Origin of the sequence: Pseudomonas wuhanensis (assembly GCF_030687395.1) — a bacterium.
GTDB classification, from domain to species: Bacteria; Pseudomonadota; Gammaproteobacteria; order Pseudomonadales; family Pseudomonadaceae; genus Aquipseudomonas; species Aquipseudomonas wuhanensis.
This window is the reverse complement of the sequence record NZ_CP117430.1, coordinates 3,905,024-3,927,231: the sequence shown is the minus strand read 5'-3', so window position 1 is coordinate 3,927,231 and position 22,208 is coordinate 3,905,024. Positions and strand designations below refer to the sequence as shown.

Here is a 22,208-nt window from a genome sequence, read left to right as displayed (position 1 = left end):
TGATGTCGACTGACACTCCTCCTTCGCGAGCAGGCCCGCTCCCACAGGGGAACTGCGGTGTATCACCCTTCACATTCTCAAGGTGATTCCCATGTTTCTCATCGCATTCCTGGGCGGCATTTTGACCGTCCTCAGCCCCTGCATCCTCCCGGTCGTGCCGTTTCTGTTTGCCGGTGTAAAACGCACACGTGCCTCGATCTTGCTCACCCTCGGTGGCATGGCCCTGACCTTCGCTCTGATCTCCAGCCTGGCCGTGGTCAGCAGCGATTGGGTGATACAAGCCAGCAACACCGGCCGCCATGTGGCGCTGATCGTGATGGTGCTGTTTGCCCTGTCGCTGATCTCCGTCCGCATTGGTGGCTGGCTGGCGCGCCCGTTCGTGCTGCTGGGCAATCGCATCGATCCCAACTCCCGCAAAGTCTCCGGTCCGTTGGGCTCGGTCCTGATCGGCGTCGCCACGGGTCTGCTCTGGGCGCCGTGTGCCGGGCCGATCCTCGGGGTGATCCTCACCGGCGCCATGCTGCAAGGCGCCAACGCTCAGACCAGTCTGTTGCTGTTGGCGTATGGCCTGGGCAGCGCGTTGTCCCTGGGCACTTTGATCTTCGCCGGTCGCGGCCTGGTCAATCGCTTGAAACCGTCGATTCCGCTCACTGGCTGGCTGCGTCGCGGCACGGGGGTTGCGGTGTTGGTCGCCGCGGCGGTCATCTCCACTGGTGCCGACAATAAGTTGCTCGCCAGCACCTCATCCGAAGGCATCACCACGGTTGAACAGCGGGTGCTGGAAACCGTACCGAAAGTGGTCGATTACTTCGTCAGCAAGGTCAAGGCAGACTCGACCATGAACGCGGCCAAAGGCGCGATGCCGTCACTTTCCGGCGCAGTCGAATGGCTCAACTCACCAGCGCTGAGCAACGATTCCCTGCGCGGCAAAGTGGTGCTGGTGGACTTCTGGACGTACGACTGCATCAACTGCCAGCACACCTTGCCCTACGTGAAGGACTGGGCGAAAAAATATGAGAAGGACGGCCTGGTTGTGATCGGCGTGCACACCCCTGAATACGGTTACGAACGCATCATCGACAACGTCCGCGATCAGGTGAAAAAACTCGGTATCACCTACCCCGTGGCGATCGACAACAACTACGCGATCTGGCGCGCTTTCGACAACCAGTACTGGCCCGCTCACTACCTGATCGATGCCAAGGGGCAGGTGCGTTACACCCACTTTGGCGAAGGCCGATACGAGACTCAGGAACAGATGATTCAGCAACTGCTGGAAGAGGCCAAAGCGCCTGCCGCGTAACCCGTTTTCGGCGAAGCAAGCCAATCTGTTAATGCGGCGTTACAGAAGGGTGACCATGCATCGGAGAATGTCATATTTCGTGAATTCTCCGGACGATCGGCAGGACGTCGGCGTATCCGGGAGCGATAGTTTGTGGACGACGGGATCATTGCCGACCCTGTCATCACCCTCAAGAAAAGGAAGTTGCCATGCCTAAATACATTATTGAACGCGAGCTTCCGGGCGCCGGCGCATTGCCGCAACAGGAACTCAAAGCGATCTCGCAAAAATCCTGCGATGTGTTGCGCGAGATGGGACCAGAAGTGCAATGGCTGGAGAGTTACATCACTGGCGACAAAATTTACTGCGTGTACATCGCGCCGAATGAGGGACTGATCAGGGAGCACGCCCAAAAGGGTGAATTTCCCATCAACAGCGTTTCCCGGGTCATGAACATCATCGATCCCACCACGGCGGAGTGAGCCGGGACACGTCCCAACCCGCAACGGAGCAGACTTCATGAGCACACCCATTGACCTCACTGCCCTGAAAAACCGTCAGATGGCCACGTGGGCCAGCGGCGACTACGCCGTGATCGGCACCACCTTACAGATCGTCGGCGAACAACTGGCCGAGGCCTGCGACCTGCTCTGCGATGAGCGGGTGCTGGACGTCGCCGCCGGCAACGGTAACGCAACCCTCGCCGCCGCGCGCCGGGGCTGCAAGGTCACGTCCACCGACTACGTGGCCAAGCTGCTTGAACGCGGCGAAGATCGCACACGGGCGGAACACCTGGACGTGACCTTTCAGGTGGCCGATGCCGAGGACCTGCCGTTCGAAGATGCCAGTTTCGATGCCGTGCTCTCGACCTTTGGTGTGATGTTTACACCGGATCAGCCCAAGGCTGCAGCGGAACTGGCGCGGGTGTGCCGTCCTGGCGGGCGGATCGGCCTTGCCAACTGGACGCCTGAAGGCTACATCGGCCAGGTGTTCAAGACCCTGGGCCGCCACATGCCGCCACCGCCAGGAGTGCAACCACCTTCGAACTGGGGCACCGAAGCCTGGTTAAACTCGCACTTCGACCAGCGCGACTTCCAGCTCCAGGTGACGCGGCGGCTGTTCAACTTTCGCTATCGCTCGGCCGCGCACTGGATCGACACCTTCCGTACCTGGTATGGGCCGGTTCACAAGGCCTTTGCGACCCTGCCACCCGAAGGGGGCGCGGCCCTGGAAAAAGATCTGACTGAACTGCTGAATCGGCTGAACCGAGCGGGGGAGCGGTCGCTGGTGGTGCCCAGTGAATACCTGGAGGTGGTGATCACACGGCGTTGAATTGAAGGTGCAAAACACTTGCGGGAGCGAGCTTCTGTGGTGAGGGGGCTTGCCCCCGTTCGGCTGCGAAGCAGTCGCAAAGCTTTTAGGGCCGCTTCGCGACCCAACGGGGGCAAGCCCCCTCGCCACAGAAGCCCGCTCCCACAGGGGTATGTGATTAGCCGGCGCAGTCACTCATCCAGCCGCTCGGTGTACACCACCCACACACTGCACGGCATTTTGTACAGCAGATGCTCCACCGTGCTGCCGATCAACCGGCCCATGCCGCGATGGCCGACCCGGCCCATGACAATCACGTCGACGTCATAGGTATCGGCATAGCGGGTCAGCACTTTGGTCGGGCTGCCCATGAGCATGTGCCGTTGCTCCGGGGCGATGCCATTGCGCGCGGCCAATTCGTTGAAGGCATCCTCCTGGAAGTCGAACAGGGTCTTGGCCTTGTCCGAAGCGAAAAACGCCGAACCGTTTTCGAAGCTGAACTCGTCCGAGCTGATAGACGAAAGGTCATAGGCGTAAACCACGTCGAGTTCGGCGTGACAGGCACTCGCCAGTTTTGACGCTTCGTGCAGAATCCGGTCATTGAAGCTTTTGTATTGATCATCACGATGGAAGGGGTCGACCGCCGCAACGATCTTGCGCGGCAACGCATGCTTGGCATGGCTGACGAAGTGCAGCGGTACCGGGCATTCGCGCAGCAAATGCACGTCGAGGGGGGTAAACACCAGCCGCGACAGCCGCGATTGATGTTCCAGCGCCTTGATCAGCACGTCCATCGGCTGCTCTTTGAGGTGAATCAGGATTTCTTCCAGCGGGCGTTCGACCCAAGCCACCTCCGTGGTGACGTGCACACCGATCTTGCGCAAGGGACGGGCCTGGTCCTCAAGCCACTGGCGGTGGCGCTCGACATACCCCAGACGCATCTGCTCCAGGGCCTTTTCGTTGACCATGCCGGCGGTCGCGAGGCCTTCCAGATAGTCGAAGGCCACGATGTGCAGGGCCGCATCCTCGGCCTTGGCCAATGCTGCGGCCCGGTCGAAGGCGGGGCTGTGTTCCATCAGGGGCGAGGCGACCAGCATGAAACGTGCTTGACCAGACATGACAAACCTCCCGTGGGTAAACGAGCAGACGGTGGTCGTTTAATACATCTCAATCCCTTAATTATTGACCATGATCAGTCTCTGGGGTGCTTGGCCGCTCGAACGGGCCGTATAAGGCAGTGCAATGCTTCAATGCAAGTAACGGAATTGGCCGTGTTCATGCGATGGGGGGCACGCCGGAGTGGGAGCGGGCTTGCCCGCGATGGCGGTGGGACAGTCGATATGGATGCTGGATGGGCTGGCCTCTTCGCGGGCAAGCCTCGCTCCTACAGGGATTTGTGGTGTTGATGCGATGGATGTTACGCCGACGTTTTAATGTGGGAGCGGGCTTGCTCGCGAAGACGGCTTTCCAGTCGAAAAAGGTCTGCTCTGACACACCTCATGCAGATACAGGCCTTATGAATATCCAATGGCCTGCTCCATGACAATCGTGCGCTCGGCCCCGTGAAACTCATCCCGAACTTTTCGAAAGCCCAACTTGAAGTAAAAGCCTTCTGCGGTGATCGAGGACGGGACACGTAACGTCTCGATTTTCTCATCGATGGCTACGGTTCGAATCATCGCCATCAATTGCCCGCCGATACCGTTGCCTTGGTGGTGTGGATCGACGAAGACGCTGCGCACAACGTCGCGATCAAGGCTGGCGGTGGCGACTACTCGATGATCGATGGTTGCGACAAAGACCTGGCGTTGAGTGAGTAAGGAGAGAATGGCCTCGGTTGAAAAGCTTTGCTCTACCTGAGTAATCACTTCGGCCGGGTAATCCTGGGCATTGGAGCAGCGTAGCGACTGGATAATGACCCGGCTTATGGCTGGCGCATCCTCGGGGGTTGCGGTTCGAATCTGAGTATTCACTTGAAGACCTCATTCCTTGTGTCTTGACTGGACGCTATGCGTGGGAACGACCAAACACCGCAATCGAATGTGGGAGCGGGCTTGCTCGCGAAGGCGGAGTATCAGGCAACATTTCTATCGACTGGAAGACCGCCTTCGCGAGCAAGCCCGCTCCCACAGGGATTTGTGGTGTTTTCTAAATAACTTTCGCGCCCCGGACCTCCAGCAATTCCCGTAATACGGAACGGTGGCAGTGTGCTTCTTCCTCGCAATAACACCCCAGAGCCAGCGACGTTTGGTGGGAGAGGGCGGCTAGCAGGTCGAGCATCTGGCTGGGGGCGGGATGGTTCATCTCGGCCTTGAATTTGCGCTTGAAGGCTCCCCAGGCTTTGGCATCTTCCGCCGCTTTGGCTTCGGCCACCAATTCGGGGCTGGGGGACAGCAGCGGTTGCCACACATCGTAAAAATCCCGGCTGGCGAATTCAGCCTTCGGCACGCCTCGAGGCGGGCGGCGTACCGTGCCCAGGCGCAGTCCTTCATTCGCGGTGCGGGGTGAGCCGAGCTGGACGATGTGGATGGGCATGATCGCAGTGCCTATTTGAGCCGCGAGCTGTCGAACCATTCCAGCGCTGTGCGCCAGAAGCAGATCCCCAGGAAGTACGCCGACATCAGTAGCCACAAGCCCATCACCAGCGGATTGATGACTGGATGGTTGACCACCAGCGACAAGCTGCACAACAGCCAGATGGCCGTCACGGCAATGTTGATCGGCATGAACCGCCGCACGCGGAACGGGTGCAGGAATTTCATTCGGGTCACGGTCAACAGCGCCAGACCGATGACGGTGAGCAAGGTGATCCACGGCGACGGGTCGATGATGTACAGGCACAGCGCGACTACGTTCCACGCGGCAGGGAAGCCCTGAAAGTAGTTGTCTTTGCTCTTCATGTTGACGTTACAGAAGCAAAACAGCGACGACACCAGAATCAGCGACACGGTCAGCAGCAGGGTGTAGTCCGGCAACGGGATGTAGCGGTAGATGAACAGTGCCGGGATAAACACATACGTCAGGTAGTCGATCACCAGGTCGAGGATCGAACCGTCGAAACTCGGCAGCACCGACTGTACATTCACCTTGCGCGCCAGCGCGCCGTCCAGGCCGTCGACGATCAGCGCTACGCCCAGCCACAGTAGGCAATTGGTCGGCTGGTTCTCCAACAAGGCGAGGGTCGCGAGGAAGGCTGTGACCACGCCAGTGGCGGTAAAACCATGGGCGCCCCATGCTTTGAGCCTGGCAATGTATACAGTGGATATCACGGGGGCGTTCTCCAGAAAGTGAAGCAAGCCAGTTATCACCCTCTTGTTGAGGGCGTCGGCAAACCGGGTCGGGTTGCAGGTATCGACCGGATTTTCGGGAATAAGGTTCACCACCTATGAATCTTAGCCGCCGCGCAAAAAAATACCCCGGAAATATCCGGGGCAAGAATTAAAGCGCTGTACGCCTGTGCCCGACCGATGCCGGGACGGGTGTCAGCTCAGCGAGGGGTGGAACACGCGCAGCCGATGGTTATCCGGGTCGAGCGCGACGAAGGTGCGACCGAAGTCCAGCTCTGTCGGTGCTTGCGCCATGGTCAGCCCGAGCGCGCTCCAATTGGCAAACAGCGCATCGACCTGCTCGGCGGACTCCACCGGGAACGCCAGCTCGGTCCCGCCGCCCGTCGCTTGTGCTGCCGGTTCGGCGGTATGCCGTGACCAGAGCCCCAGTTTATAACCGCCCTCCAGGACAAACAGCGCGAAGGTCGACGACTCTTCCACGGGCGCGCGCTCCAGCAGAAACTCATAGAACCGCGCACTGACGGCGGGGTTTTCCACGAAAAGCAAAATATAACGGGGAGTGATCATAGGGGCTGCTCCATTCAAAGTGGGCGCAGCATAAAAGGAGGCGGTGTCAGTTTCTGTCAGGAGTGTGAAGGGCAAGGGCAGTACCCATGACGTCAGCCAGACGGAGTTGGCGGAATGTCGGGCGAGGACTATCGTTGCCTGACTGAGTTTCTGCCCATTAATGAGGACGACGTCATGAACACCAGCGATTTGCTTGAGCAATTACTGCGGGCCGGCCAGGGCTCACGGCCGCAACAAGGTGGTAGTGCGGCGTCAGCTCAAGGAGGCTTGGGCGATCTTGGCGGGTTGCTTGGTGGTCTGTTGGGGCGCGGCGCGGGTGGCGGTGCGGGCGGCGGAGGCCTGGGTGGCTTGCTCGGAGGTCTGCTGGGCGGCGGTTCACCCATGGGCGGTTCGACGCAAACGCGCTCGGGCGGCACCAATTACGCGGCGCTGGCTTCTTTGGGGATGATGGCGTTCCAGGCGTATCAGGCCTGGCAACGCAGCCAGGCCACGGCACCACAACAGGCGCCGCGCACCGTTGACTTGTTGTCTGGCCCGGAAATCGAGGACCACAGCCATGCCATCCTTCGCGCCTTGATCGCCGCCGCCAAGGCCGATGGCCGCATCGATGAGGCAGAGAAACACATGATCAGTACCGAAATCGGTCGCCATACTGACGATCCGCAACTGCAGCAATGGCTCGATGACGAAGTCGCCCGGCCACTGGATGCCGCCGATGTGGCGCAGTCCGCCCAGGACCCGGGCATGGCCGCCGAGATGTACCTGGCCAGCGTGATGTTGGTGGACGATCAGCAGGACGCCGAGCGCAATTATCTGGATGAATTGGCCGCTGCGTTGAAGATCGATCCAGAGTTGCAGGTGCAGCTGGAGCGGCGGGCCAAGGGCGGTGCGGCCTGAACATTTCCCTGCGGCAGCTGCTACGTGCGTTCTGTTGATTTCGGCAGCAGAAACGTAACGCCGAAGCCTTCAGATATCTCCAGTATCCGAGGCAGGTCTTCGGGCACTTTGAGCTGATCCAGCGCCGCAAAGAACTGACCGCCGCGTGGATCGGAAACCACGCCGATCATTTTCGCGGTAGGGCTGATGTTCTTGTAAGCATGGATCGACCCTGCGGGGATGTGTATGTAACCCCCGGTCGAGAGGGTGGTGGATTGCCCTTCGACAGTCACTTCAACCTGCCCATCGATGACATAGAACGCTTCGTCCCAAGGGTGAAAGTGCAGCGGTGGCCCGCCACCCTGCACACCTTCCTGGATGTGCATCTCAAAGGGTTTGGTCAGATCGCCGCCGGCAAGAATAGTGATGGTCTCTCCAACAACTTTGACCGGCGTGGGCGTTTTCCCGGCTTCGATGACGTGAACCGTTCGCATGATTGCTCTCCGAGGCATGAATCCCCTCCGCTGAGTATATGCACTGCGCCGCGAGCGAGTGCCGCAACACCGGTCCGTCTGTCCGGGCAATTTCAACGGCGATGGAATTTTCTTCCGGGCCTGTCGCTCTGCTGATGTAGAACCTGCCCACTCGGCAACGAGTATCAGCCATGAACAAGAACCTGGACGATTACAACCGCATGCGCGATTTCTCGGCGACCTCGGAACCGGTCGCCGCCAAACGCTCGGGCAAAAAAACGGCGAAGGATCATGCGTTGCAATTCTGCATTCAGAAACATGCCGCCTCGCACCTGCACTATGACTTTCGCCTGGAACTCGACGGCGCGCTGAAAAGTTGGGCCGTGCCCAAAGGGCCGTCGCTAGACCCCAAGGTCAAGCGCCTGGCCATCCACGTCGAAGACCATCCGCTGGATTACGCCACGTTCGAGGGCACCATTCCCGAAGGGCATTACGGCGCTGGCGATGTAATCGTCTGGGATCGTGGCGTGTGGATTCCCCAGGACGATCCGGCCAAGGCGTACACCAAGGGCCGGCTGAAATTCGAGCTGAAAGGAGAAAAGCTCGGCGGCCTGTGGAACCTCGTGCGCACGCACATGCCGGGCAAGCAGGAGCAGTGGTTTCTGATCAAGCATCAGGACAGCGCCGCCAGACCCGACAGCGAGTACGACGTGGTCGCCGCCGAGCCGGACAGCGTGCTCAGCGACCGCACCCTCGTGGAAAAAAAGCACGGTGCTGAACAACCAAAACCGATCAAAAAAGCCCCGGCCAAGGCGCGCAAGGAAAAGTCGACACAACTGACGGGCGCGCGCAAAGCCAAGCTGCCGGAGCTGCTCAAACCCGAACTGGCAACGCTGGTCGAATCCGCACCGAGCGGCGACTGGAGTTATGAGATCAAGTTCGACGGCTACCGGGTCATGGCGCGCATCGACCACGATGAGGTCAAACTTTTCACCCGCAACGGTCACGACTGGACCCACAAATTGCCCAGGCAAGCCGAGGCGCTGGCAGCGTTGGGCCTGGAATCGGCCTGGCTCGACGGCGAAATGGTGGTGGCCAACGAGCAAGGCGTTCCGGATTTTCAGGCGCTGCAAAACGCGTTCGATTCCGGCAGTAGCGCCAGCATCGTTTACTACTTGTTTGACTTGCCCTACCTCAACGGCGTGGACTTGCGCGAAGTGCCCGTCGAGGAGCGCAGGGCCGCGCTGGCGACCGTGCTCAAGCCCAATGAAAGCTCGCTGTTGCGATTCTCCGACGCCTTCGACGAAGCCCCGGAGGCCTTGCTCAACAGTGCCTGCGAAATGCAGATGGAAGGACTGATCGGCAAACGCCTGGGGTCGCCTTACGTGTCCCGACGAACCAGTGACTGGATCAAACTCAAGTGCAAGCATCGGCAGGAATTCGTTGTGGTCGGCTTCACCGACCCCAAAGGCGCACGCAGTGCCTTTGGCGCGTTGTTGCTGGGGTTGCACGACCGCGACAGCGGTGAATTGCGTTATGCCGGCAAGGTTGGCACCGGGTTCAATGAGGCGACTCTCAAGCGCATTTACGAACAGTTGAAACCGTTGCAGACGAAAAAACCGTCAGTGGTCAATCCGCCCAGCGGTTTTGAAGCCAAGGGGGTGCATTGGCTCAAACCCACACTGCTGGCGGAAGTGGCCTTCGCCGAAATGACCAAGGACGGCCCGGTGCGCCACGCCGTGTTCCATGGTTTGCGTGACGACAAGCCTGCCAAAGAAATCACCGAAGATCTGCCCAAAACCGTGAAAACCTCAGCCTCGAAAACTGCCGCGCCAACATCAGCGGCGAAGAAGACATCCACCGCCGAAAAACCTGACGCCGCCGACCCAAAAACCGCCCGGTCGACTGTCGCGCCGTCGCAAATCGGCCTGGCCAGCGGCAAGGTGCGAATCACGCACCCGGACCGGGTGATCGACGCCAGCAGCGGCACCACCAAGATGCAACTGGCGCAGTACTACGCCAGCGTCGCCGAGTGGATTTTGCCGCAACTCAAGGACCGGCCGGTGGCGCTGGTGCGCGCGCCGGACGGCATCGCCGGCGAACTGTTCTTTCAGAAGAACGCCGAACGCCTGGCCATTCCGGGGATCGTTACCCTGGACAAAGAACTGACAGGCCAACCGGTGATGATCATCAACAACGCCAAAGCGCTGATCGGCGCGGTGCAGATGAGCACGGTGGAGCTGCACACCTGGAACGCCACGTCAGTCGATCTGGATAAACCCGATCGCTTCGTCCTCGATCTCGACCCGGATCCGGCGCTGCCGTGGAAAAGCATGATCGAAGCGACCCAGTTAACCCTCACGGTGCTGGATGAACTGGGTCTCCAGGCGTTTCTCAAAACCAGCGGCGGCAAGGGGATTCACCTGGTGGTACCGCTGACCCGCAAACACGGCTGGGACGAGGTCAAGGACTTCAGCCACGCGATTGTCAGCCACATGGCCAAATTACTGCCGGATCGTTTTTCTGCGATGTCCGGGCCGAAAAACCGCGTCGGGCGTATCTTCATCGACTACCTGCGCAACGGTCTGGGCGCCACCACTATTTGCGCCTACGCCGTGCGCACTCGCGAAGGACTGCCGGTGTCGGTGCCAATCTTTCGGGAGGAGGTGGCGCAGCTCAAGGGCGGCAATCAATGGAACGTGCACAACGTGCACGAACGCCTGGCCGAGATCGGTGACGAACCCTGGGCCGACCTGAAGAAAACCCGACAGACGATTACTGCCGAAATGCGGCGGCGGGTCGGGATGAGAAAATAGTGAATCGGAAGGAAGGCGGCGAGGGCACTCGCCGCCTCGTCGACTATTGCTTGCCGAGCGCGGCAGCCAGCAGCGGCGCCGCCTGTTCATCGGTCAATGCGGCGTGGACTTCCATGCTCATGAGGTCGCTCCATTCCAGCACCCACTTTTGTATCGACACCGGATCACTGGCCTCTGCAATGCCAAAACCACTCGAGCCACCGACGGCATGCCAGCGCCCCAGCATGTTGACGCCTGCGGGTGGCGCGCCACCGGTCTTGAGAAAACGTTCGATCGCGCTATTACGCTGTTGCGGACTGATGGACCAACGGACGATGAATAACATCGGCCACCTCCTGCTACGGATTGGCACCATTATCTTCGCGCACCTGGCTGGCGCCGGGGCCACGGTCACGCTTGTATTTCCAGCTCCATCCTGGCTGGCCTGAAACCCTTTCTCCCATGAGAAGGCATAGCAGCGCCCCGCGTTTCGCGTACGACCGCTGATCCTCTTTCAGGCATTTGAAACGAACATATCGGGATAACAGTGCAAACCATCAGGCATCACGCAACAAGTCGTTGGCATTGAGCAGCTCGTAGGCAATCTCCGGGCGCTTCTCCAGCCCTCGACGAATCGCCGCCGGAATCGACTGACGGGTTTTGCGGCACAGGCCCGGCAGTTCGCCGAGGGTGATGTTGATGCCGCGCATGGTGCGCACTTCATTGAAGCCTGGGACGATCTCCACGCGCAGACCCAACTGCTCATACATCCGGCGTTGCAGACGCTCCAGGTCGCTCAGGCTCTGGAGATTTTCCAGGCGTTCGACCAGGCGCTTTTCCTCCAACCGGGTCAGGCTCAGGATGCGCAAATCCGCGCCGGGGGTTTCCAGCAACGGCTCACGCTCGCAGATGCAGGCTCCGGGCGGGCAGGGTTGGCGGATTGGAAGAGAGGTCGTCATGGGGTTCAATCATAGAGCGCTATGATCGGGTTTGCCCATGGGGGTGTTGTGCCGTTGAGCGCGATGTCTACATCCCGGGCTTGCTGGCCTCGGCTATGTGTTATCGCGGCTCTTGTATTTCGTACGTGGATTCAACCGGTTTCTAGAGCCATCCAGATCAAAAAATTACGCAGCTGAGCCGTAAACTCTTTTGGCTTGACGTACGGGTTCCTTGCCTGGGACAAGAAAAAAGAGATCGGCCTCACCTACCATGCTGGCGACGTACTGGTTGAAAACGACCCATGGCTACCGTAGATGGCCGGATGCGTACCTCGACGTCCCTAACGGCCGCGGTTTTAACAGTAGGCCACCTTGCTAATGGCCCCAGGGTAGCTTTAATAAATGGTGATAGCCGTGGGCAACATTTGTTCCGCTCGAAAGGAGCAGAAAATGTACAGATCAAGAGTCTTTGTGGTGTGCGCGTTTACACTCGCTGCATTCATGACGTTACCCGTGTCGAGCGCTGAGCAACCGATGGCGGGCCACATATCAGTTCTACCCTCCGAGCTCAAATGGTCTGATGCGCCATCGGTCGCACCCGGCGCCCAAATCGTAGTCATTGAAGGCGACCTGAAAACTGCAGATCCGTTAACCTTTCGGCTCAAGCTACCTGCCAACTCTAAAATTGGTGTTCATACTCACCCGGTAGTGGAGCGTGTCACCGTAATTTCCGGCACTTTTCACCTAGGAGTCGGCGACAAATTTGACCCCGCCAAAGCCAGGGCCTACACGCCGGGCGGTATCACGATCATGCCTGTTGGTATGCCGATGTATGTGTTTACCGAAGAAGAAACGGTCGTGCAGATCCATGGGACCGGCCCATGGGGTATCAATTTTCTCAATCCCGTGGATGACCCCAGGAAGAAGTGACCTTATCTACGTGGTATTCCGATCATCACGCAGGCGCATGGGCGAGCACGCGCCTGCCCCTGCGACCAGTCCCTGACTGTGTTCATTGAATGAAATCAATGCGGCTTCTCTTGAGTTCGGTTGCAACGCGAAACGATCGGAGCTCTTCGACCCAATCGCTTCTTCAACGAGCATTGGCGAGTCGACTGTAAACGCTGCTCAGCACTAAAGTGACTTGTGATGGTCAATAAATCCCGCAACGACCATCAGTAGTCGTACTGCTCGGAACCGACCGAATCCGCATCGGTATTTTGATCAAGGACTGTGAAAGCATGCTTGCCGCAATTTAATCAGCAACCGCCTCCACCTGGTTCCGTGAATCGGGACTCGTCGTACGTTTTACCCCTCAATCCAATTCGAAGATTTAAAGCATGCACCTACGCAAAATTGCAGTTGGGCTGTCGGCCCTTGTTTTGCTCTCGACCGGGGCAGAAGCCCGCAGTCTGCTGGATCTCATCAAGCCGCCCACCCAACATCAGGAACACGTGTCCCGCTCGGGCTCGGTCAGCCAGAGCGCGGCCCTGGGCCTCTATTCGAACAAACAGAAACAGGCATCGTTCGACGGCTGCGCAGATCTGTTCCCGGCTGCGAAACCGATCAACATGGCCACTGTGCCTGCAACAATGAAACCCCTGGCCCTGTGTTCCGACAACTTTGCGGTGCTGTACTCGCAAACCAGCAAGACGCCATTGGTAGTGGTCGAACGCCTTAATGCCGCCCAACTGCAGGATGCCAAAGGCGAGGAGCGCACCAACCAGTTCTACCCGGACCCACGCATCCCCAAGAGTGGGCGGGCAGAGTTGAGCGACTACCGTAGTCAACATCCGGCCGTGGACCGCGGCCATCAATCCCCGGCAGCCGATGCACCGAACCCCAATGCAATGGCCCAATCCTTTGCACTGTCGAACATGGTGCCGCAGGACCCAACCAACAACCGGAAGATCTGGAGCAAGGTCGAGTCCGATGTCAGAAAGTTTGCCAAGCGAGCCGATGGCAATGTTTTTGTCTTTACCGGCCCGCTCTTTGACTCGGGCCACACCACCATCGGCGACAACAAGGTCTGGGTGCCGACCCGCCTGTTCAAATTGGTTTATGACGCATCGTCCAAGCGTGCCTGGGCCTATGTACTACCCAACGCTGAAACCCGTATGGAGAGACCGATGGACTATGACGCTTTCGTGAAGAGTACCGGGCTCAAATTGCTGGGGAATCTACCGGTCACAGGGTCCGTAGGGCGCTCTTGATGGCTTGATGAATTGCACCCCCGAAGGCTGGATGTAACGGGGGTGTTTAAGATGGATCAGCTTTCAGGGGGCTTGATTGACTCTAGAGTGGGTTCAGCAGCGAGTTTCAATCGGTCAGCTTTACTAATGTATTTAGACTTACTTGGCGGTGCCAGTTTGGCACTGGCCTTTTTGGCGTGAGCCTTTAATAACTGCTGTATTTTTTTGCGACGATTCATATTTTTTACTCGGTTTGTAAGTTCTTGAATGGTGAGAGGTTTGCGCGCGAAGCCTAGGTAGCGAGATAGGGCTTCACTGCGTCTTCGAGCATGTCCACCAGCTCAGCATCCATGTAGCGAAAGTCGTCGGGAATATCCAGAGAGTGAATCCGCTTGTGTTCAAGCAGACGGGCGTATTCGGCCTGCAGGCGATTCAGGTGTTTGCGTTCCATGACAAAGATGACATCGGCCCAGCGAATATCCGCTGGGCCGATGGGTTTGCGTGCGTTCGGGCTTGTGCCCGCCGAGCGGGCATTGAAGCCGGGGCGGCGGTGCCAGATCGCTTCCGCGGTGGGACTACGCCATTGGTTGCGACTGCAGACGAACAGGAGGTTTGTCACTCTTGATCCAACAATTGGCGGGTGGTGCGGATGGGATAGCTCATGCCGAGTTGGCGTGCCCTGACAAGCTTGTCGGCACGGGTGTACATCAGCTTCCAGTTCTTTTCCGGCTTGAATTCCAGCGGACGAACCGCTTTGTCATTGCCGCGTTTACGGGCCTGTGTGCGTCTCCAGGCGCGGGTTCTTTCCATGATCATTTCCTCGTGAGTACCGGGTTCAGCAGCCGCGGTAATACGAGTTGGGAGTATGGTAAGCGTGAATCGGGGGTAGTGGCCAGGTTGTTGAGTTCCCGATACCAGCAGCGCTCGCTTTTGGCCGATTGCTGCCTGTCGCGAAGGACAGCTATTGACCCCTTGGCCAGCCATCCATATCGACTGAATCCAAGGTGTATTCTTGCTCAAGCTTGAGCACGAAAGCCACCCTAGGCTTCAGCAGTGTTCAGAAGATCTCCAGCTCGTGCTGTTACATCACGATGGGCATCGGTCAGAACGCTTGAGCACCGCACTGAGGACGCGCTGTCCGTATAAGCCGACGCCAAGACCCGACACGATGAGAACGACTGCAACGATTTTGTTGGCCGACAGGCTCTCATTGAAAATCATGACTGAACCGAGCAGTCCGAATACCGGTACCAATAACGACAATGGCGCGACTGTAGACACTGGATATCGTTTCAGAAGTGAGTTCCACACCCAGTAGCCGAACAGTGTATTGGGGTATACTTGGAACAGGATCGACAGGACGGCGCGGTAGTCGAGTTGATTCACCAATGCGCTGTACCCCGTCGAGCCGTTAACAGCGTAATCAAGCGCGAAAAGAGGGATGGGCGAAAACGCGCTCGACCACACCAGGAAAGCGAAGACCTGCGTGGTCTTGGCTTTTTTGTTGATCACATTGGCCGCACTCCAGGCGACCGCTCCCAGCAGCACCAGGATCAGCCCGGCCGTCGTTACTGTCCCATCAACGATGGAGACGATGCTCAACAAACCACACAGAGCGAGACCTATGCCCGCGTACTGAAAGCGGGAAATGGTTTCCTTGAATATCCATGAGCCGAGCAGGATGGTGAAAAACGCGCTGAACTGAAGCACCAGTGAAGCGATGCCTGCGGAAAGACCAGACTTGATGCCAAGGTTAACGACGCCCCAAAGGCCGATACCGAAGACCAGGCCGTAACCAATGATGTAGCGCCACTGCACATCAGGTTTCGGAATGAAAAAGATCGCCGGGAGCGCGCATAGCGTGAAGCGAATGCCGGCAAGAATGAATGGGTCAACGGTGGTGAGTCCCAGTTTGATAACCGAGAAATTCACGCCCCATATGGCAGTAATCGAGATTGCGAGTAGTAAGTGCCTGGCTTTCATGCTGATCTTCCTTGATGGGTCGTTGAAAAATGAAACGTGAGAAACCACAGAACCAAGGCAGTAGCGCTGATCAAGGCGCCCAGCAGGCTTACTGCAATCCAGCCCCATAGCGCATAAACCTGGGTCGCGGCTGTGGCTCCCAGTGCGCTACCGACCGAGTAGAAGCACATGTATGCGCCGACCATGCGACTTTGGGCGTCGGGTCGTGCAGCAAAAATGAGGCTCTGGTTGGTGACGTGTACTGCCTGCACCGCGAAGTCGAGCAGGACTACGCCGCAGACCAGCGCGATCAGGGACGTCTCGGCAAACGTGATGGGCAACCAGGACAGCGTCAGGAGCCCCAGCGAAATGCCGGTAACTCGTTGCCCCAGGCCTTGATCGGCCCAGCGACCGGCTCTACTGGCAGCCAGGGCACCGGCGACGCCGGCCAATCCAAACATGCCGATGGCAGTGTGTGAAAGCGACAGCGGCGGGGCGCTCAACGGCAGCACCATGGATGTCCACAACACGGAAAAAGCGGCAAAGATCAGTAAGCCCAGAAGGCCCCTGGCGCGTAAAGTGCGTTCGGTGATGAACAGTTTGAAGAGTGAACTTATGAGCGCCAGGTAGGAGTCTTGGTGCCTAGGCGGCGCCGTGACAGGAACCACTTTCCACAGCACCGCCGCGATGGTCAGCATCAATCCTGAGGATACGAAGTAAACGGCTCGCCAGCCCGCGATGTCCGCAATCAGGCCAGAGGTAAACCGCGCCAGAAGAATGCCCAGGACAATTCCACTTGTTACCGTCCCCACTGCATGCCCGCGTTGTGATGGCGTTGCCAACACGGCGGCGTATGCCACAAGTACCTGAACAACCACTGCCAGTAGGCCCATCACGATCATGGCGCCCAACAGGGTCAGCCATTGCTGTGCTGCGCCGACCGCCGCGAGTGCAACCGCAGACAGCAGTACCTGAGTCAGAATCAGCCGCTTACGATTTACCAAATCGCCCAGTGGGACGATGAACAGCAACCCCAACGCGTAGCCAACCTGAGTAGCAGTCACGACAACTCCGATCATTGATGAGGCCACACCCAGGCTCTGAGCCATTGAATCGAGTAACGGTTGTGCGAAGTAAACGTTGGCTACTGCCAGCGCGCAGGTGACAGAAAACAATAACGTGAGCGACGGGGAAAGCCCTGGAGACCGGTCGGTCCTGCTGCTTTCTCCGGTGTCCGAATGCAGCAATCCCGAAGGCTGTCTGGAGAACCGTTTGGCGGCTGAGTCGGCATCTGCTGTCATGTACACCTCCATGGCGTTAAACTGGTTTCAATTAAAAACCGGATTCCATTGTTGTCGTAACAGGTTTTAAATTGCAACCACATTGCGCCAGGTTGATGGACAGACTTGGCAACTCCACATTGCGCAAGGTCAAGAAAATGGTCGAAGACGCCTCTCCGCACAGCAGTGAATGCCCGGTAGCAAGAACACTGGAGGCCATCGGGGATCGTTGGTCGCTCATGATCATCCGCGACGCTTTTGACGACATTCGCCGATTCAGCGAATTTCAAAAGAGCTTGGGCGTGGCCAAAAATATTCTGGCATCGCGACTGAAGACGCTGGTTGAGGTCGGGGTTTTCGACGTTCGACCGGCGTCAGATGGCAGCGCCTACAAGGAGTACGTCCTTACGGAAAAAGGACGGGAGATCTTTCCGGTTGTGGTCAGTATCAGGCAGTGGGGCGAACGTTTCCTGTTCACGCCGCAGGAGACGCGTTCTGTGCTGATGGACAACGAGTCCGGCCAGCCTCTGATGCCGATTGATGTTCGCTCATCAAACGGTCAAAAACTTGGACCGTCTGACTGTCACAGAGTGAGACTTGTCGGCGGCGAGTCGTGAATCGACAGCTGACTTGCCTCACACCAGAATGGCGCTGGGGGAGTTAGAGCCAGTGTGCTGGGCGTAGTTGACAAGAGCATGTCCTAAAACCGCGAGGGAGCGAAAGAAAGTAACGTTCGCAGGACCTCGCGGCTGACCTCGATTGTTTTCAGAAACGGCGCTGAGCAAGTCTTCTGATAGCGGTGAGATCGGGAGCACGGTGTCACGGCACGCCTCACTCAGAAGCGAGTGCGGCGTCCCTCATCACTTGTTGGCTGTCGGCGGCCGTCTGGCGACCCACTTTGAACCATGCGGCATACAACGCCGGGACGAAGAAGATCGTCAGTAGCGTCGCCACGGTAAGGGCGCCCATGATCGCAATCGCCATCGGCCCCCAGAACACACTGCGCGTTAGCGGGATCATTGCGAGCACGGTGGCCAGGCGAAATCGGAAAACTGATTACCTCCAGGCTGGATGCGTTTTCCAGCGACCTGACCACTGACACCGTTCAAGGATGACCCATGGCAGTCGTACACTTTCCCCGGCAGTTCATGTCGTACACCGAGCAGCATAAAACACACGCCACCGAGGGCCTGTGTGTCAGCGATGTACTCAACAACCTGACCGCACGGTTTCCCGACCTGATTGGCCCGGTCTTCTCTGAGGACCTGTACCCGCTGCCGTTCGTGGGGTTGTTCGTCGACGGCATGCCCGTGACCAGTGAGCATGACCGCCGTAGTCCTCTGGACAGTAACGCGCAATTGATTCTGATCAACGCCGTGGCAGGTGGCTGACATGCAATGCAACCTGAAGACGGACACCTCCCGTTACGCCCGCCAGATAATCCTCAGCGAGGTCGGCGCTGAGGGGCAGCAGCGCCTCAAAGACAGCAAGGTGCTGGTGGTCGGTGCCGGGGGGCTGGGTTGCCCGGTACTCCTGTACCTGGCAGGTGCTGGCGTCGGGACGATCGGCATCATTGATAACGACATCGTCGACGTGAGCAATCTGCACCGACAAATACTCTATTCGATTGCCGATGTAGGCGACCTGAAAGTGTCGGCAGCCTTGCGCCGCATCAACCAGTTGAACCCCGACATCGTCGTCCACACCGTTGCCACGACGCTGAACCCGGACAATGTCCTGTCGCTGCTGGCGGAATACGACATCATCGTCGACGCCACGGATAACTTCGACGCCAAATACCTCATCAGTGACGCCTGTATCGAGTGCGAAAAACCGATGGTCTATGCTTCGATCAGTCAGTTCGAGGGGCAGGTGTCGGTATTTAATTATTACAACCCACACACCCAACAACGGGGGCCGTGCTTCCGGGATCTGTTCGAAACACCGCCGCCACCGCACTTGACACAAAACTGCTCGGAAGCGGGAGTTCTTGGCGTCATACCTGGCTTGCTCGGTTGCTTTCAGGCCAATGAAGTACTCAAGCTCATCCTCCGTGCCGGGGAGCCATTGAGCGGGCAATTGTTGTCTATCGACGGCCTGGACAACACTTTCCACCTGTTGAGCATCAACAAGAAAACACGGAGCCGGCCCCCTGCTGGAACGCTTGGCGCCGCGACCACACCTCAGTGGCGCGACAGCGACTGGCTGTCACCCCATACACTGCATGACTGGATAGCGACACAAGCACCATTTCAATTGGTCGATGTGCGTGATGTCCACGAGCATCAGCAAGGTTCGCTGGGCGGTGGACTGATTCCGCTCAAAGACATCATCAAGCGCCAGGAAGAGCTCGATACCACCCGCCGTATCGTTTTCTATTGCAAATCCGGCATCAGAAGCAAGGCAGCCCTACTGGCCGTTCGCAGCGTCAACCAGGATGCGGAACTCTATAGCCTTGAGGGTGGGGTCGAGCAGTATCTGGCGATCTACCCTGATGACCGTCACCCCGTCGTTTCTTGAACACCCCCGGCTTGAGCAGTAGCCCTATCTGAATCAAAGGTACGTTAATGAGTGCAAATTTTTCAGGCATTACGTGGGGCTTTCCCGGCATCGACCGGCGTCTGCTGAAAGTGCAATTCAGCTTTTTGCTTATGGTTCTGGGTGGACGGTGCAATCAACTGGCGGTGGCCTGGTGGGCCTTGCAGGAAACAGGCTCTGCCCTGTACTTCGCCAACATGATTGCCTGTTCCATTGCGGCGGAGGTGTTAGCCAAACCCTTGTTGGGATGGCTGGGGGACAAGTACAACAAAATCCTGATCATCAAGCTGGCCTCATGGATCAGCCTGCTGACAGCGCTGTTGATGGTGGTGCTGTCCGCCACGGGGTCGTTCAATCCCTGGACGGTGGGCGCGCTGATGATGATCAGCAGTGCGATTGTCGGTGTGCGCGACCCTCTCCAGGCGTCGATCATTCCTTTGTTCGCAGACGACGATAAAGTCTCCCTGGCCTTTCGGACCAAAAGCGTAATGTCGTCCTTTTCTATTCTGCTGGGGCCGGTACTGGCCAGCGGGTTGATTTACGGGTTCGGTATCACGTTCGCCTTTGCTGCCGATTTTTTTGCGATTCTCATCGCCGGAGCGTTGATCGCGACCATCCCGAGCCACATCGGTGCCACCGGTCAAGGCGAAAAAGCCCCGGGTGCCAGCGGCTTCAGCATGATTTATTCCGGTTTCAAAGTGGTTTACGGAGTGAAAGTCGAGTTTTACCTGGCCATCATTGCAATGCTGATCAACTTTGCCCTGTTTCCGTTCTTCACCATTTTGATTCCACTGTACGTAAAGGACATCATCCAGTACCCGGTCACATACATCGGTCTGCTGGATTCATGCTTCGGGCTGGGCATTCTGGCGGGCAGTTACAAGATCATCGGCTGGTTATCCGACCGGGTCCCCCGTGACATGTGTGTGTCCGCAGGTTTTGCATTACTGGGGTGCAATCTGGTGGTGGTCGGCACCGTTTCATCGTCGTTCATCGTACCCGCGGCCTTTTTCTGCGGCGGCGTAGGCCTGATGTTGATCAACATCCCCACCTCCGCAGTGAGGCTGCTGGCGACGCCCAAGCTCCATCGCAACCGGATTTTTGCCACGGTTTCATTTCTGTCTGCGGCGGCCAGCCCCTTGGGCAGTTTTGCGATGAACACCCTGATCGCCGATCTGGGGGTTGCACTGACAATCACGCTGCTGGGTGTCATGGTGCTGCTGTTGTCTCTGCTGGTCTTTCTGGTACCCGATTTCAAAACTTTCATGCGTTCCCCGGATACGCAGCTCAATGATGCCTACCAGGAAAAATACCCTGAAGCGTTTGCGCACTGACGTGCCTCGCCGCCCCCCGCCTCTTACAAATGGAGTTGCCTTTCACCATGCCGGACTTCAAGGATCGACCAGAATCTGCTCAACATGAACAGATCTTCTGCGGCCAATATTATGATGATATGGGCTGTACCGGTTTCCTGGGGGACCCGTCCAAGGATCGAATCTCGGTTCTGATGCTGGGGCTTTCGGACGGTGTGGCGCTGGCGCCGATCGCAGCCAGCACCAGAGTGGCCCGTCTGTTGGCCGTTGATCTGGACGAGACCGCACTCGTGCGCAGCCTCGATAACCGGAACCGACTTGCAGCGCATATCGACTTTGACAGCGTGGTCGCTGATGCCGCGCACTTCCTGGACGTCACCCCCGACCGGTACGACGTCATTATTGTCGACCTCTACACCCAGAACGGTTATGCCCCGATAGTGTTTGATCACGCGTTCCACCAACTATTGAAGAGCCGCCTCAACCCCCTCGGTCATGTGGTGTTCAACGGTTTTGGCGTCCCCATGAATCTGGACCCGTTCAACGGCCCTACACCCCAGGCTTGGCTTGCACACTGCCTGAACGACAGCTGGGGCGACATTCATTACCTGCCTCACCGGCGCAATGCGACGTTCATTATCGGCCCACCTCCATCAACCACACCACGCACCGCAGCTGCCCTAGAGTCTTTATGTGCCAGTGACCGGCTCTTCATGGACATCATGAGCCTTCGCCTGCGCTATCTGACACCCACGGTTATCCGTGACGCGCCGCTTGAGCCTCCGCTGCTGGACTTCGTCGGAATTGATCTCGAGGTGCACAAACGCTGGAAGGAGTCGTTACCGGCCTTATCGGCACTGCTTCCAGCCTCACTGAAGCTGAACAAACCCAACGATCTTCGCGTGTTACTGGATGACCCGGACGCTTGCCAAGCGCTGCAAGAACGATTGTTGAAAGACAAGTCTTCGCTGCGTACCACGCTGGCGTTGCTGATCGCAGGCGAAGTCAACTTCTCGGACCGCGATATGTCATGGCTTCCCGACTGGGTCCTCGCGACACTGGAGAAAAGCGTCGAGATCCACCCACGAGACTGGCTGGAGGGTTTACTTCCTTATGCCTATGGCGTCGTTACGCACAGAACCCGGGGGGATGTGACCAAAGTGGAAGGCTTTCGACGGGCGCTAGCCCGATTGTCACCGAGCACATGGCGGTCCGACGTTTCACCGAGCCGAGCGCCAAGAGCGTAGCCACCTGCGCCGCCGATCAGCCCGCTGCGTCTTCAAGCATGTCCACCCGTTCAGGATCCATGTAACCCCCAGCGTCAAACCAAGGTTTCGGCGAGATCGGAGCCTATGCGTGCTCCGAATGGAATTGCGCGCAAAGGTGCAGTACCT

25 protein-coding genes and 1 pseudogene are annotated in these 22,208 nt (G+C 58.1%); 12 read left to right on the top strand and 14 right to left on the bottom strand.

Features of this window, described 5'->3' with window-relative positions; all coding sequences use genetic code 11:
- The first annotated feature begins 91 nt into the window (after window positions 1–91).
- From PSH88_RS17940 to PSH88_RS17930, 3 genes are all read left to right on the top strand, one after another.
- The gene (locus PSH88_RS17940; protein WP_305421829.1) at window positions 92–1,303 is read left to right on the top strand and encodes a cytochrome c biogenesis protein DipZ; all 1,212 of its coding nucleotides are present in this window, start codon (window positions 92–94) and stop codon (window positions 1,301–1,303) included.
- A 188-nt stretch (window positions 1,304–1,491) separates the two neighbouring features.
- Window positions 1,492–1,764, top strand: a complete 273-nt coding sequence (locus PSH88_RS17935) for a DUF4242 domain-containing protein (RefSeq protein WP_123499640.1) — start codon at window positions 1,492–1,494, stop codon at window positions 1,762–1,764.
- A 37-nt stretch (window positions 1,765–1,801) separates the two neighbouring features.
- A complete protein-coding gene (locus PSH88_RS17930) occupies window positions 1,802–2,614 on the top strand; it encodes a class I SAM-dependent methyltransferase (RefSeq protein WP_305421827.1) in 813 nt (270 codons plus the stop codon).
- A 170-nt stretch (window positions 2,615–2,784) separates the two neighbouring features.
- Here the strand turns inward: PSH88_RS17930 and PSH88_RS17925 are convergent, their stop codons facing one another.
- The 5 genes from PSH88_RS17925 to PSH88_RS17905 form a co-directional block, all read right to left on the bottom strand.
- The gene (locus tag PSH88_RS17925; protein WP_305421825.1) at window positions 2,785–3,711 is read right to left on the bottom strand and encodes a universal stress protein; all 927 of its coding nucleotides are present in this window, start codon (window positions 3,709–3,711) and stop codon (window positions 2,785–2,787) included.
- 396 nt (window positions 3,712–4,107) lie between these two features.
- A complete protein-coding gene (locus PSH88_RS17920) occupies window positions 4,108–4,566 on the bottom strand; it encodes a GNAT family N-acetyltransferase (RefSeq protein WP_305421823.1) in 459 nt (152 codons plus the stop codon).
- Window positions 4,567–4,741: 175 nt separating this feature from the next.
- On the bottom strand, window positions 4,742–5,128 hold the full coding sequence (locus PSH88_RS17915; protein WP_305421821.1) for a DUF488 domain-containing protein: 387 nt from the start codon (window positions 5,126–5,128) through the stop codon (window positions 4,742–4,744).
- 11 nt (window positions 5,129–5,139) lie between these two features.
- Entirely contained in the window at window positions 5,140–5,862 is a 723-nt protein-coding gene (gene pcsA, locus PSH88_RS17910) for a phosphatidylcholine synthase (RefSeq protein WP_305421820.1), read from the bottom strand.
- A gap of 213 nt (window positions 5,863–6,075) precedes the next feature.
- Window positions 6,076–6,447, bottom strand: coding sequence for a VOC family protein (locus PSH88_RS17905; RefSeq protein WP_305421819.1), 372 nt, complete (start codon window positions 6,445–6,447; stop codon window positions 6,076–6,078).
- A gap of 114 nt (window positions 6,448–6,561) precedes the next feature.
- Here PSH88_RS17905 and PSH88_RS17900 point away from each other — a divergent pair, with 114 nt between their 5' ends.
- On the top strand, window positions 6,562–7,344 hold the full coding sequence (locus tag PSH88_RS17900) for a tellurite resistance TerB family protein (protein WP_305421818.1): 783 nt from the start codon (window positions 6,562–6,564) through the stop codon (window positions 7,342–7,344).
- Window positions 7,345–7,364: 20 nt separating this feature from the next.
- Here the strand turns inward: PSH88_RS17900 and PSH88_RS17895 are convergent, their stop codons facing one another.
- The gene (locus tag PSH88_RS17895) at window positions 7,365–7,817 is read right to left on the bottom strand and encodes a cupin domain-containing protein (RefSeq protein WP_305421816.1); all 453 of its coding nucleotides are present in this window, start codon (window positions 7,815–7,817) and stop codon (window positions 7,365–7,367) included.
- 170 nt (window positions 7,818–7,987) lie between these two features.
- Here PSH88_RS17895 and ligD point away from each other — a divergent pair, with 170 nt between their 5' ends.
- A complete protein-coding gene (gene ligD, locus PSH88_RS17890) occupies window positions 7,988–10,612 on the top strand; it encodes a DNA ligase D (RefSeq protein WP_305421815.1) in 2,625 nt (874 codons plus the stop codon).
- A 43-nt stretch (window positions 10,613–10,655) separates the two neighbouring features.
- Here the strand turns inward: ligD and PSH88_RS17885 are convergent, their stop codons facing one another.
- Together PSH88_RS17885 and PSH88_RS17880 are read right to left on the bottom strand one after the other, a co-directional pair.
- Window positions 10,656–10,937, bottom strand: a complete 282-nt coding sequence (locus PSH88_RS17885; RefSeq protein ID WP_305421814.1) for a DUF3303 domain-containing protein — start codon at window positions 10,935–10,937, stop codon at window positions 10,656–10,658.
- Between the two features lie 211 nt (window positions 10,938–11,148).
- Entirely contained in the window at window positions 11,149–11,550 is a 402-nt protein-coding gene (locus PSH88_RS17880) for a hypothetical protein (RefSeq protein ID WP_305421812.1), read from the bottom strand.
- Window positions 11,551–11,979: 429 nt separating this feature from the next.
- On the opposite strand from PSH88_RS17880, the gene PSH88_RS17875 reads away from it, so the two are divergent.
- Together PSH88_RS17875 and PSH88_RS17870 are read left to right on the top strand one after the other, a co-directional pair.
- Window positions 11,980–12,459, top strand: a complete 480-nt coding sequence (locus PSH88_RS17875) for a cupin domain-containing protein (protein WP_370694655.1) — start codon at window positions 11,980–11,982, stop codon at window positions 12,457–12,459.
- Window positions 12,460–12,869: 410 nt separating this feature from the next.
- Window positions 12,870–13,742 (top strand): DNA/RNA non-specific endonuclease, encoded by an 873-nt coding sequence (locus PSH88_RS17870; protein ID WP_305421810.1) that lies wholly within the window; start codon window positions 12,870–12,872, stop codon window positions 13,740–13,742.
- A gap of 56 nt (window positions 13,743–13,798) precedes the next feature.
- On the opposite strand, the gene PSH88_RS17865 is transcribed toward PSH88_RS17870, so the two are convergent.
- From PSH88_RS17865 to PSH88_RS17845, 5 genes are all read right to left on the bottom strand, one after another.
- Complete coding sequence (locus PSH88_RS17865; RefSeq protein ID WP_305421808.1) at window positions 13,799–13,960, bottom strand: DUF2986 domain-containing protein; 162 nt, start codon at window positions 13,958–13,960, stop codon at window positions 13,799–13,801.
- 53 nt (window positions 13,961–14,013) lie between these two features.
- Window positions 14,014–14,340, bottom strand: a complete 327-nt coding sequence (locus tag PSH88_RS17860) for a low molecular weight protein tyrosine phosphatase family protein (protein ID WP_305421806.1) — start codon at window positions 14,338–14,340, stop codon at window positions 14,014–14,016.
- Window positions 14,337–14,531, bottom strand: coding sequence for a hypothetical protein (locus PSH88_RS17855; RefSeq protein ID WP_305421805.1), 195 nt, complete (start codon window positions 14,529–14,531; stop codon window positions 14,337–14,339). Before PSH88_RS17855 ends, PSH88_RS17860 begins: the two co-directional genes overlap by 4 nt.
- A 276-nt stretch (window positions 14,532–14,807) precedes the next feature.
- The gene (locus PSH88_RS17850) at window positions 14,808–15,704 is read right to left on the bottom strand and encodes an EamA family transporter (RefSeq protein ID WP_305421804.1); all 897 of its coding nucleotides are present in this window, start codon (window positions 15,702–15,704) and stop codon (window positions 14,808–14,810) included.
- Window positions 15,701–16,984, bottom strand: coding sequence for an MFS transporter (locus PSH88_RS17845; RefSeq protein WP_305421802.1), 1,284 nt, complete (start codon window positions 16,982–16,984; stop codon window positions 15,701–15,703). The genes PSH88_RS17850 and PSH88_RS17845 overlap by 4 nt, the downstream gene beginning before the upstream one ends.
- 137 nt (window positions 16,985–17,121) lie before the next feature.
- Between PSH88_RS17845 and PSH88_RS17840 the strand changes: the two genes are divergently transcribed.
- Window positions 17,122–17,580 (top strand): winged helix-turn-helix transcriptional regulator, encoded by a 459-nt coding sequence (locus PSH88_RS17840; protein WP_305427018.1) that lies wholly within the window; start codon window positions 17,122–17,124, stop codon window positions 17,578–17,580.
- Window positions 17,581–17,794: 214 nt separating this feature from the next.
- Here PSH88_RS17840 and PSH88_RS17835 read toward each other — a convergent pair.
- Window positions 17,795–18,019 (bottom strand): annotated as a pseudogene (locus PSH88_RS17835) (hypothetical protein); the annotation flags it as partial.
- Between the two features lie 62 nt (window positions 18,020–18,081).
- Here PSH88_RS17835 and PSH88_RS17830 point away from each other — a divergent pair.
- Genes PSH88_RS17830 through PSH88_RS17815 form a run of 4 tightly spaced genes read left to right on the top strand, consistent with a single transcriptional unit; the run spans window position 18,082 to window position 22,061 of the window.
- Window positions 18,082–18,354, top strand: a complete 273-nt coding sequence (locus PSH88_RS17830; protein ID WP_305421801.1) for a MoaD/ThiS family protein — start codon at window positions 18,082–18,084, stop codon at window positions 18,352–18,354.
- A gap of 1 nt (window position 18,355) precedes the next feature.
- Window positions 18,356–19,483: a HesA/MoeB/ThiF family protein gene (gene moeB / locus PSH88_RS17825; RefSeq protein ID WP_305421799.1), complete on the top strand. Its 1,128-nt coding sequence runs from the start codon at window positions 18,356–18,358 to the stop codon at window positions 19,481–19,483.
- 47 nt (window positions 19,484–19,530) lie between these two features.
- The gene (locus PSH88_RS17820) at window positions 19,531–20,835 is read left to right on the top strand and encodes an MFS transporter (RefSeq protein ID WP_305421797.1); all 1,305 of its coding nucleotides are present in this window, start codon (window positions 19,531–19,533) and stop codon (window positions 20,833–20,835) included.
- 47 nt (window positions 20,836–20,882) lie between these two features.
- The gene (locus PSH88_RS17815; protein WP_305421795.1) at window positions 20,883–22,061 is read left to right on the top strand and encodes a spermidine synthase; all 1,179 of its coding nucleotides are present in this window, start codon (window positions 20,883–20,885) and stop codon (window positions 22,059–22,061) included.
- The last annotated feature ends 147 nt before the right edge of the window (window positions 22,062–22,208 follow it).

Excerpts from the sequence above, each read along its gene's own strand:
- PSH88_RS17940 (WP_305421829.1), top strand. The coding sequence starts at position 92 with ATGTTTCTCATCGCATTCCTGGGCGGCATTTTGACCGTCCTCAGCCCC.
- PSH88_RS17935 (WP_123499640.1), top strand. The coding sequence starts at position 1,492 with ATGCCTAAATACATTATTGAACGCGAGCTTCCGGGCGCCGGCGCATTG.
- PSH88_RS17930 (WP_305421827.1), top strand. The coding sequence starts at position 1,802 with ATGAGCACACCCATTGACCTCACTGCCCTGAAAAACCGTCAGATGGCC.
- PSH88_RS17925 (WP_305421825.1), bottom strand. The coding sequence starts at position 3,711 with ATGTCTGGTCAAGCACGTTTCATGCTGGTCGCCTCGCCCCTGATGGAA.
- PSH88_RS17915 (WP_305421821.1), bottom strand. The coding sequence starts at position 5,128 with ATGCCCATCCACATCGTCCAGCTCGGCTCACCCCGCACCGCGAATGAA.
- PSH88_RS17905 (WP_305421819.1), bottom strand. The coding sequence starts at position 6,447 with ATGATCACTCCCCGTTATATTTTGCTTTTCGTGGAAAACCCCGCCGTC.
- PSH88_RS17900 (WP_305421818.1), top strand. The coding sequence starts at position 6,562 with ATGTCGGGCGAGGACTATCGTTGCCTGACTGAGTTTCTGCCCATTAAT.
- PSH88_RS17895 (WP_305421816.1), bottom strand. The coding sequence starts at position 7,817 with ATGCGAACGGTTCACGTCATCGAAGCCGGGAAAACGCCCACGCCGGTC.
- ligD (WP_305421815.1), top strand. The coding sequence starts at position 7,988 with ATGAACAAGAACCTGGACGATTACAACCGCATGCGCGATTTCTCGGCG.
- PSH88_RS17885 (WP_305421814.1), bottom strand. The coding sequence starts at position 10,937 with ATGTTATTCATCGTCCGTTGGTCCATCAGTCCGCAACAGCGTAATAGC.
- PSH88_RS17880 (WP_305421812.1), bottom strand. The coding sequence starts at position 11,550 with ATGACGACCTCTCTTCCAATCCGCCAACCCTGCCCGCCCGGAGCCTGC.
- PSH88_RS17875 (WP_370694655.1), top strand. The coding sequence starts at position 11,980 with ATGTACAGATCAAGAGTCTTTGTGGTGTGCGCGTTTACACTCGCTGCA.
- PSH88_RS17870 (WP_305421810.1), top strand. The coding sequence starts at position 12,870 with ATGCACCTACGCAAAATTGCAGTTGGGCTGTCGGCCCTTGTTTTGCTC.
- PSH88_RS17865 (WP_305421808.1), bottom strand. The coding sequence starts at position 13,960 with ATGAATCGTCGCAAAAAAATACAGCAGTTATTAAAGGCTCACGCCAAA.
- PSH88_RS17855 (WP_305421805.1), bottom strand. The coding sequence starts at position 14,531 with ATGGAAAGAACCCGCGCCTGGAGACGCACACAGGCCCGTAAACGCGGC.
- PSH88_RS17850 (WP_305421804.1), bottom strand. The coding sequence starts at position 15,704 with ATGAAAGCCAGGCACTTACTACTCGCAATCTCGATTACTGCCATATGG.
- PSH88_RS17845 (WP_305421802.1), bottom strand. The coding sequence starts at position 16,984 with ATGACAGCAGATGCCGACTCAGCCGCCAAACGGTTCTCCAGACAGCCT.
- PSH88_RS17840 (WP_305427018.1), top strand. The coding sequence starts at position 17,122 with ATGGTCGAAGACGCCTCTCCGCACAGCAGTGAATGCCCGGTAGCAAGA.
- PSH88_RS17830 (WP_305421801.1), top strand. The coding sequence starts at position 18,082 with ATGGCAGTCGTACACTTTCCCCGGCAGTTCATGTCGTACACCGAGCAG.
- moeB (WP_305421799.1), top strand. The coding sequence starts at position 18,356 with ATGCAATGCAACCTGAAGACGGACACCTCCCGTTACGCCCGCCAGATA.
- PSH88_RS17820 (WP_305421797.1), top strand. The coding sequence starts at position 19,531 with ATGAGTGCAAATTTTTCAGGCATTACGTGGGGCTTTCCCGGCATCGAC.
- PSH88_RS17815 (WP_305421795.1), top strand. The coding sequence starts at position 20,883 with ATGCCGGACTTCAAGGATCGACCAGAATCTGCTCAACATGAACAGATC.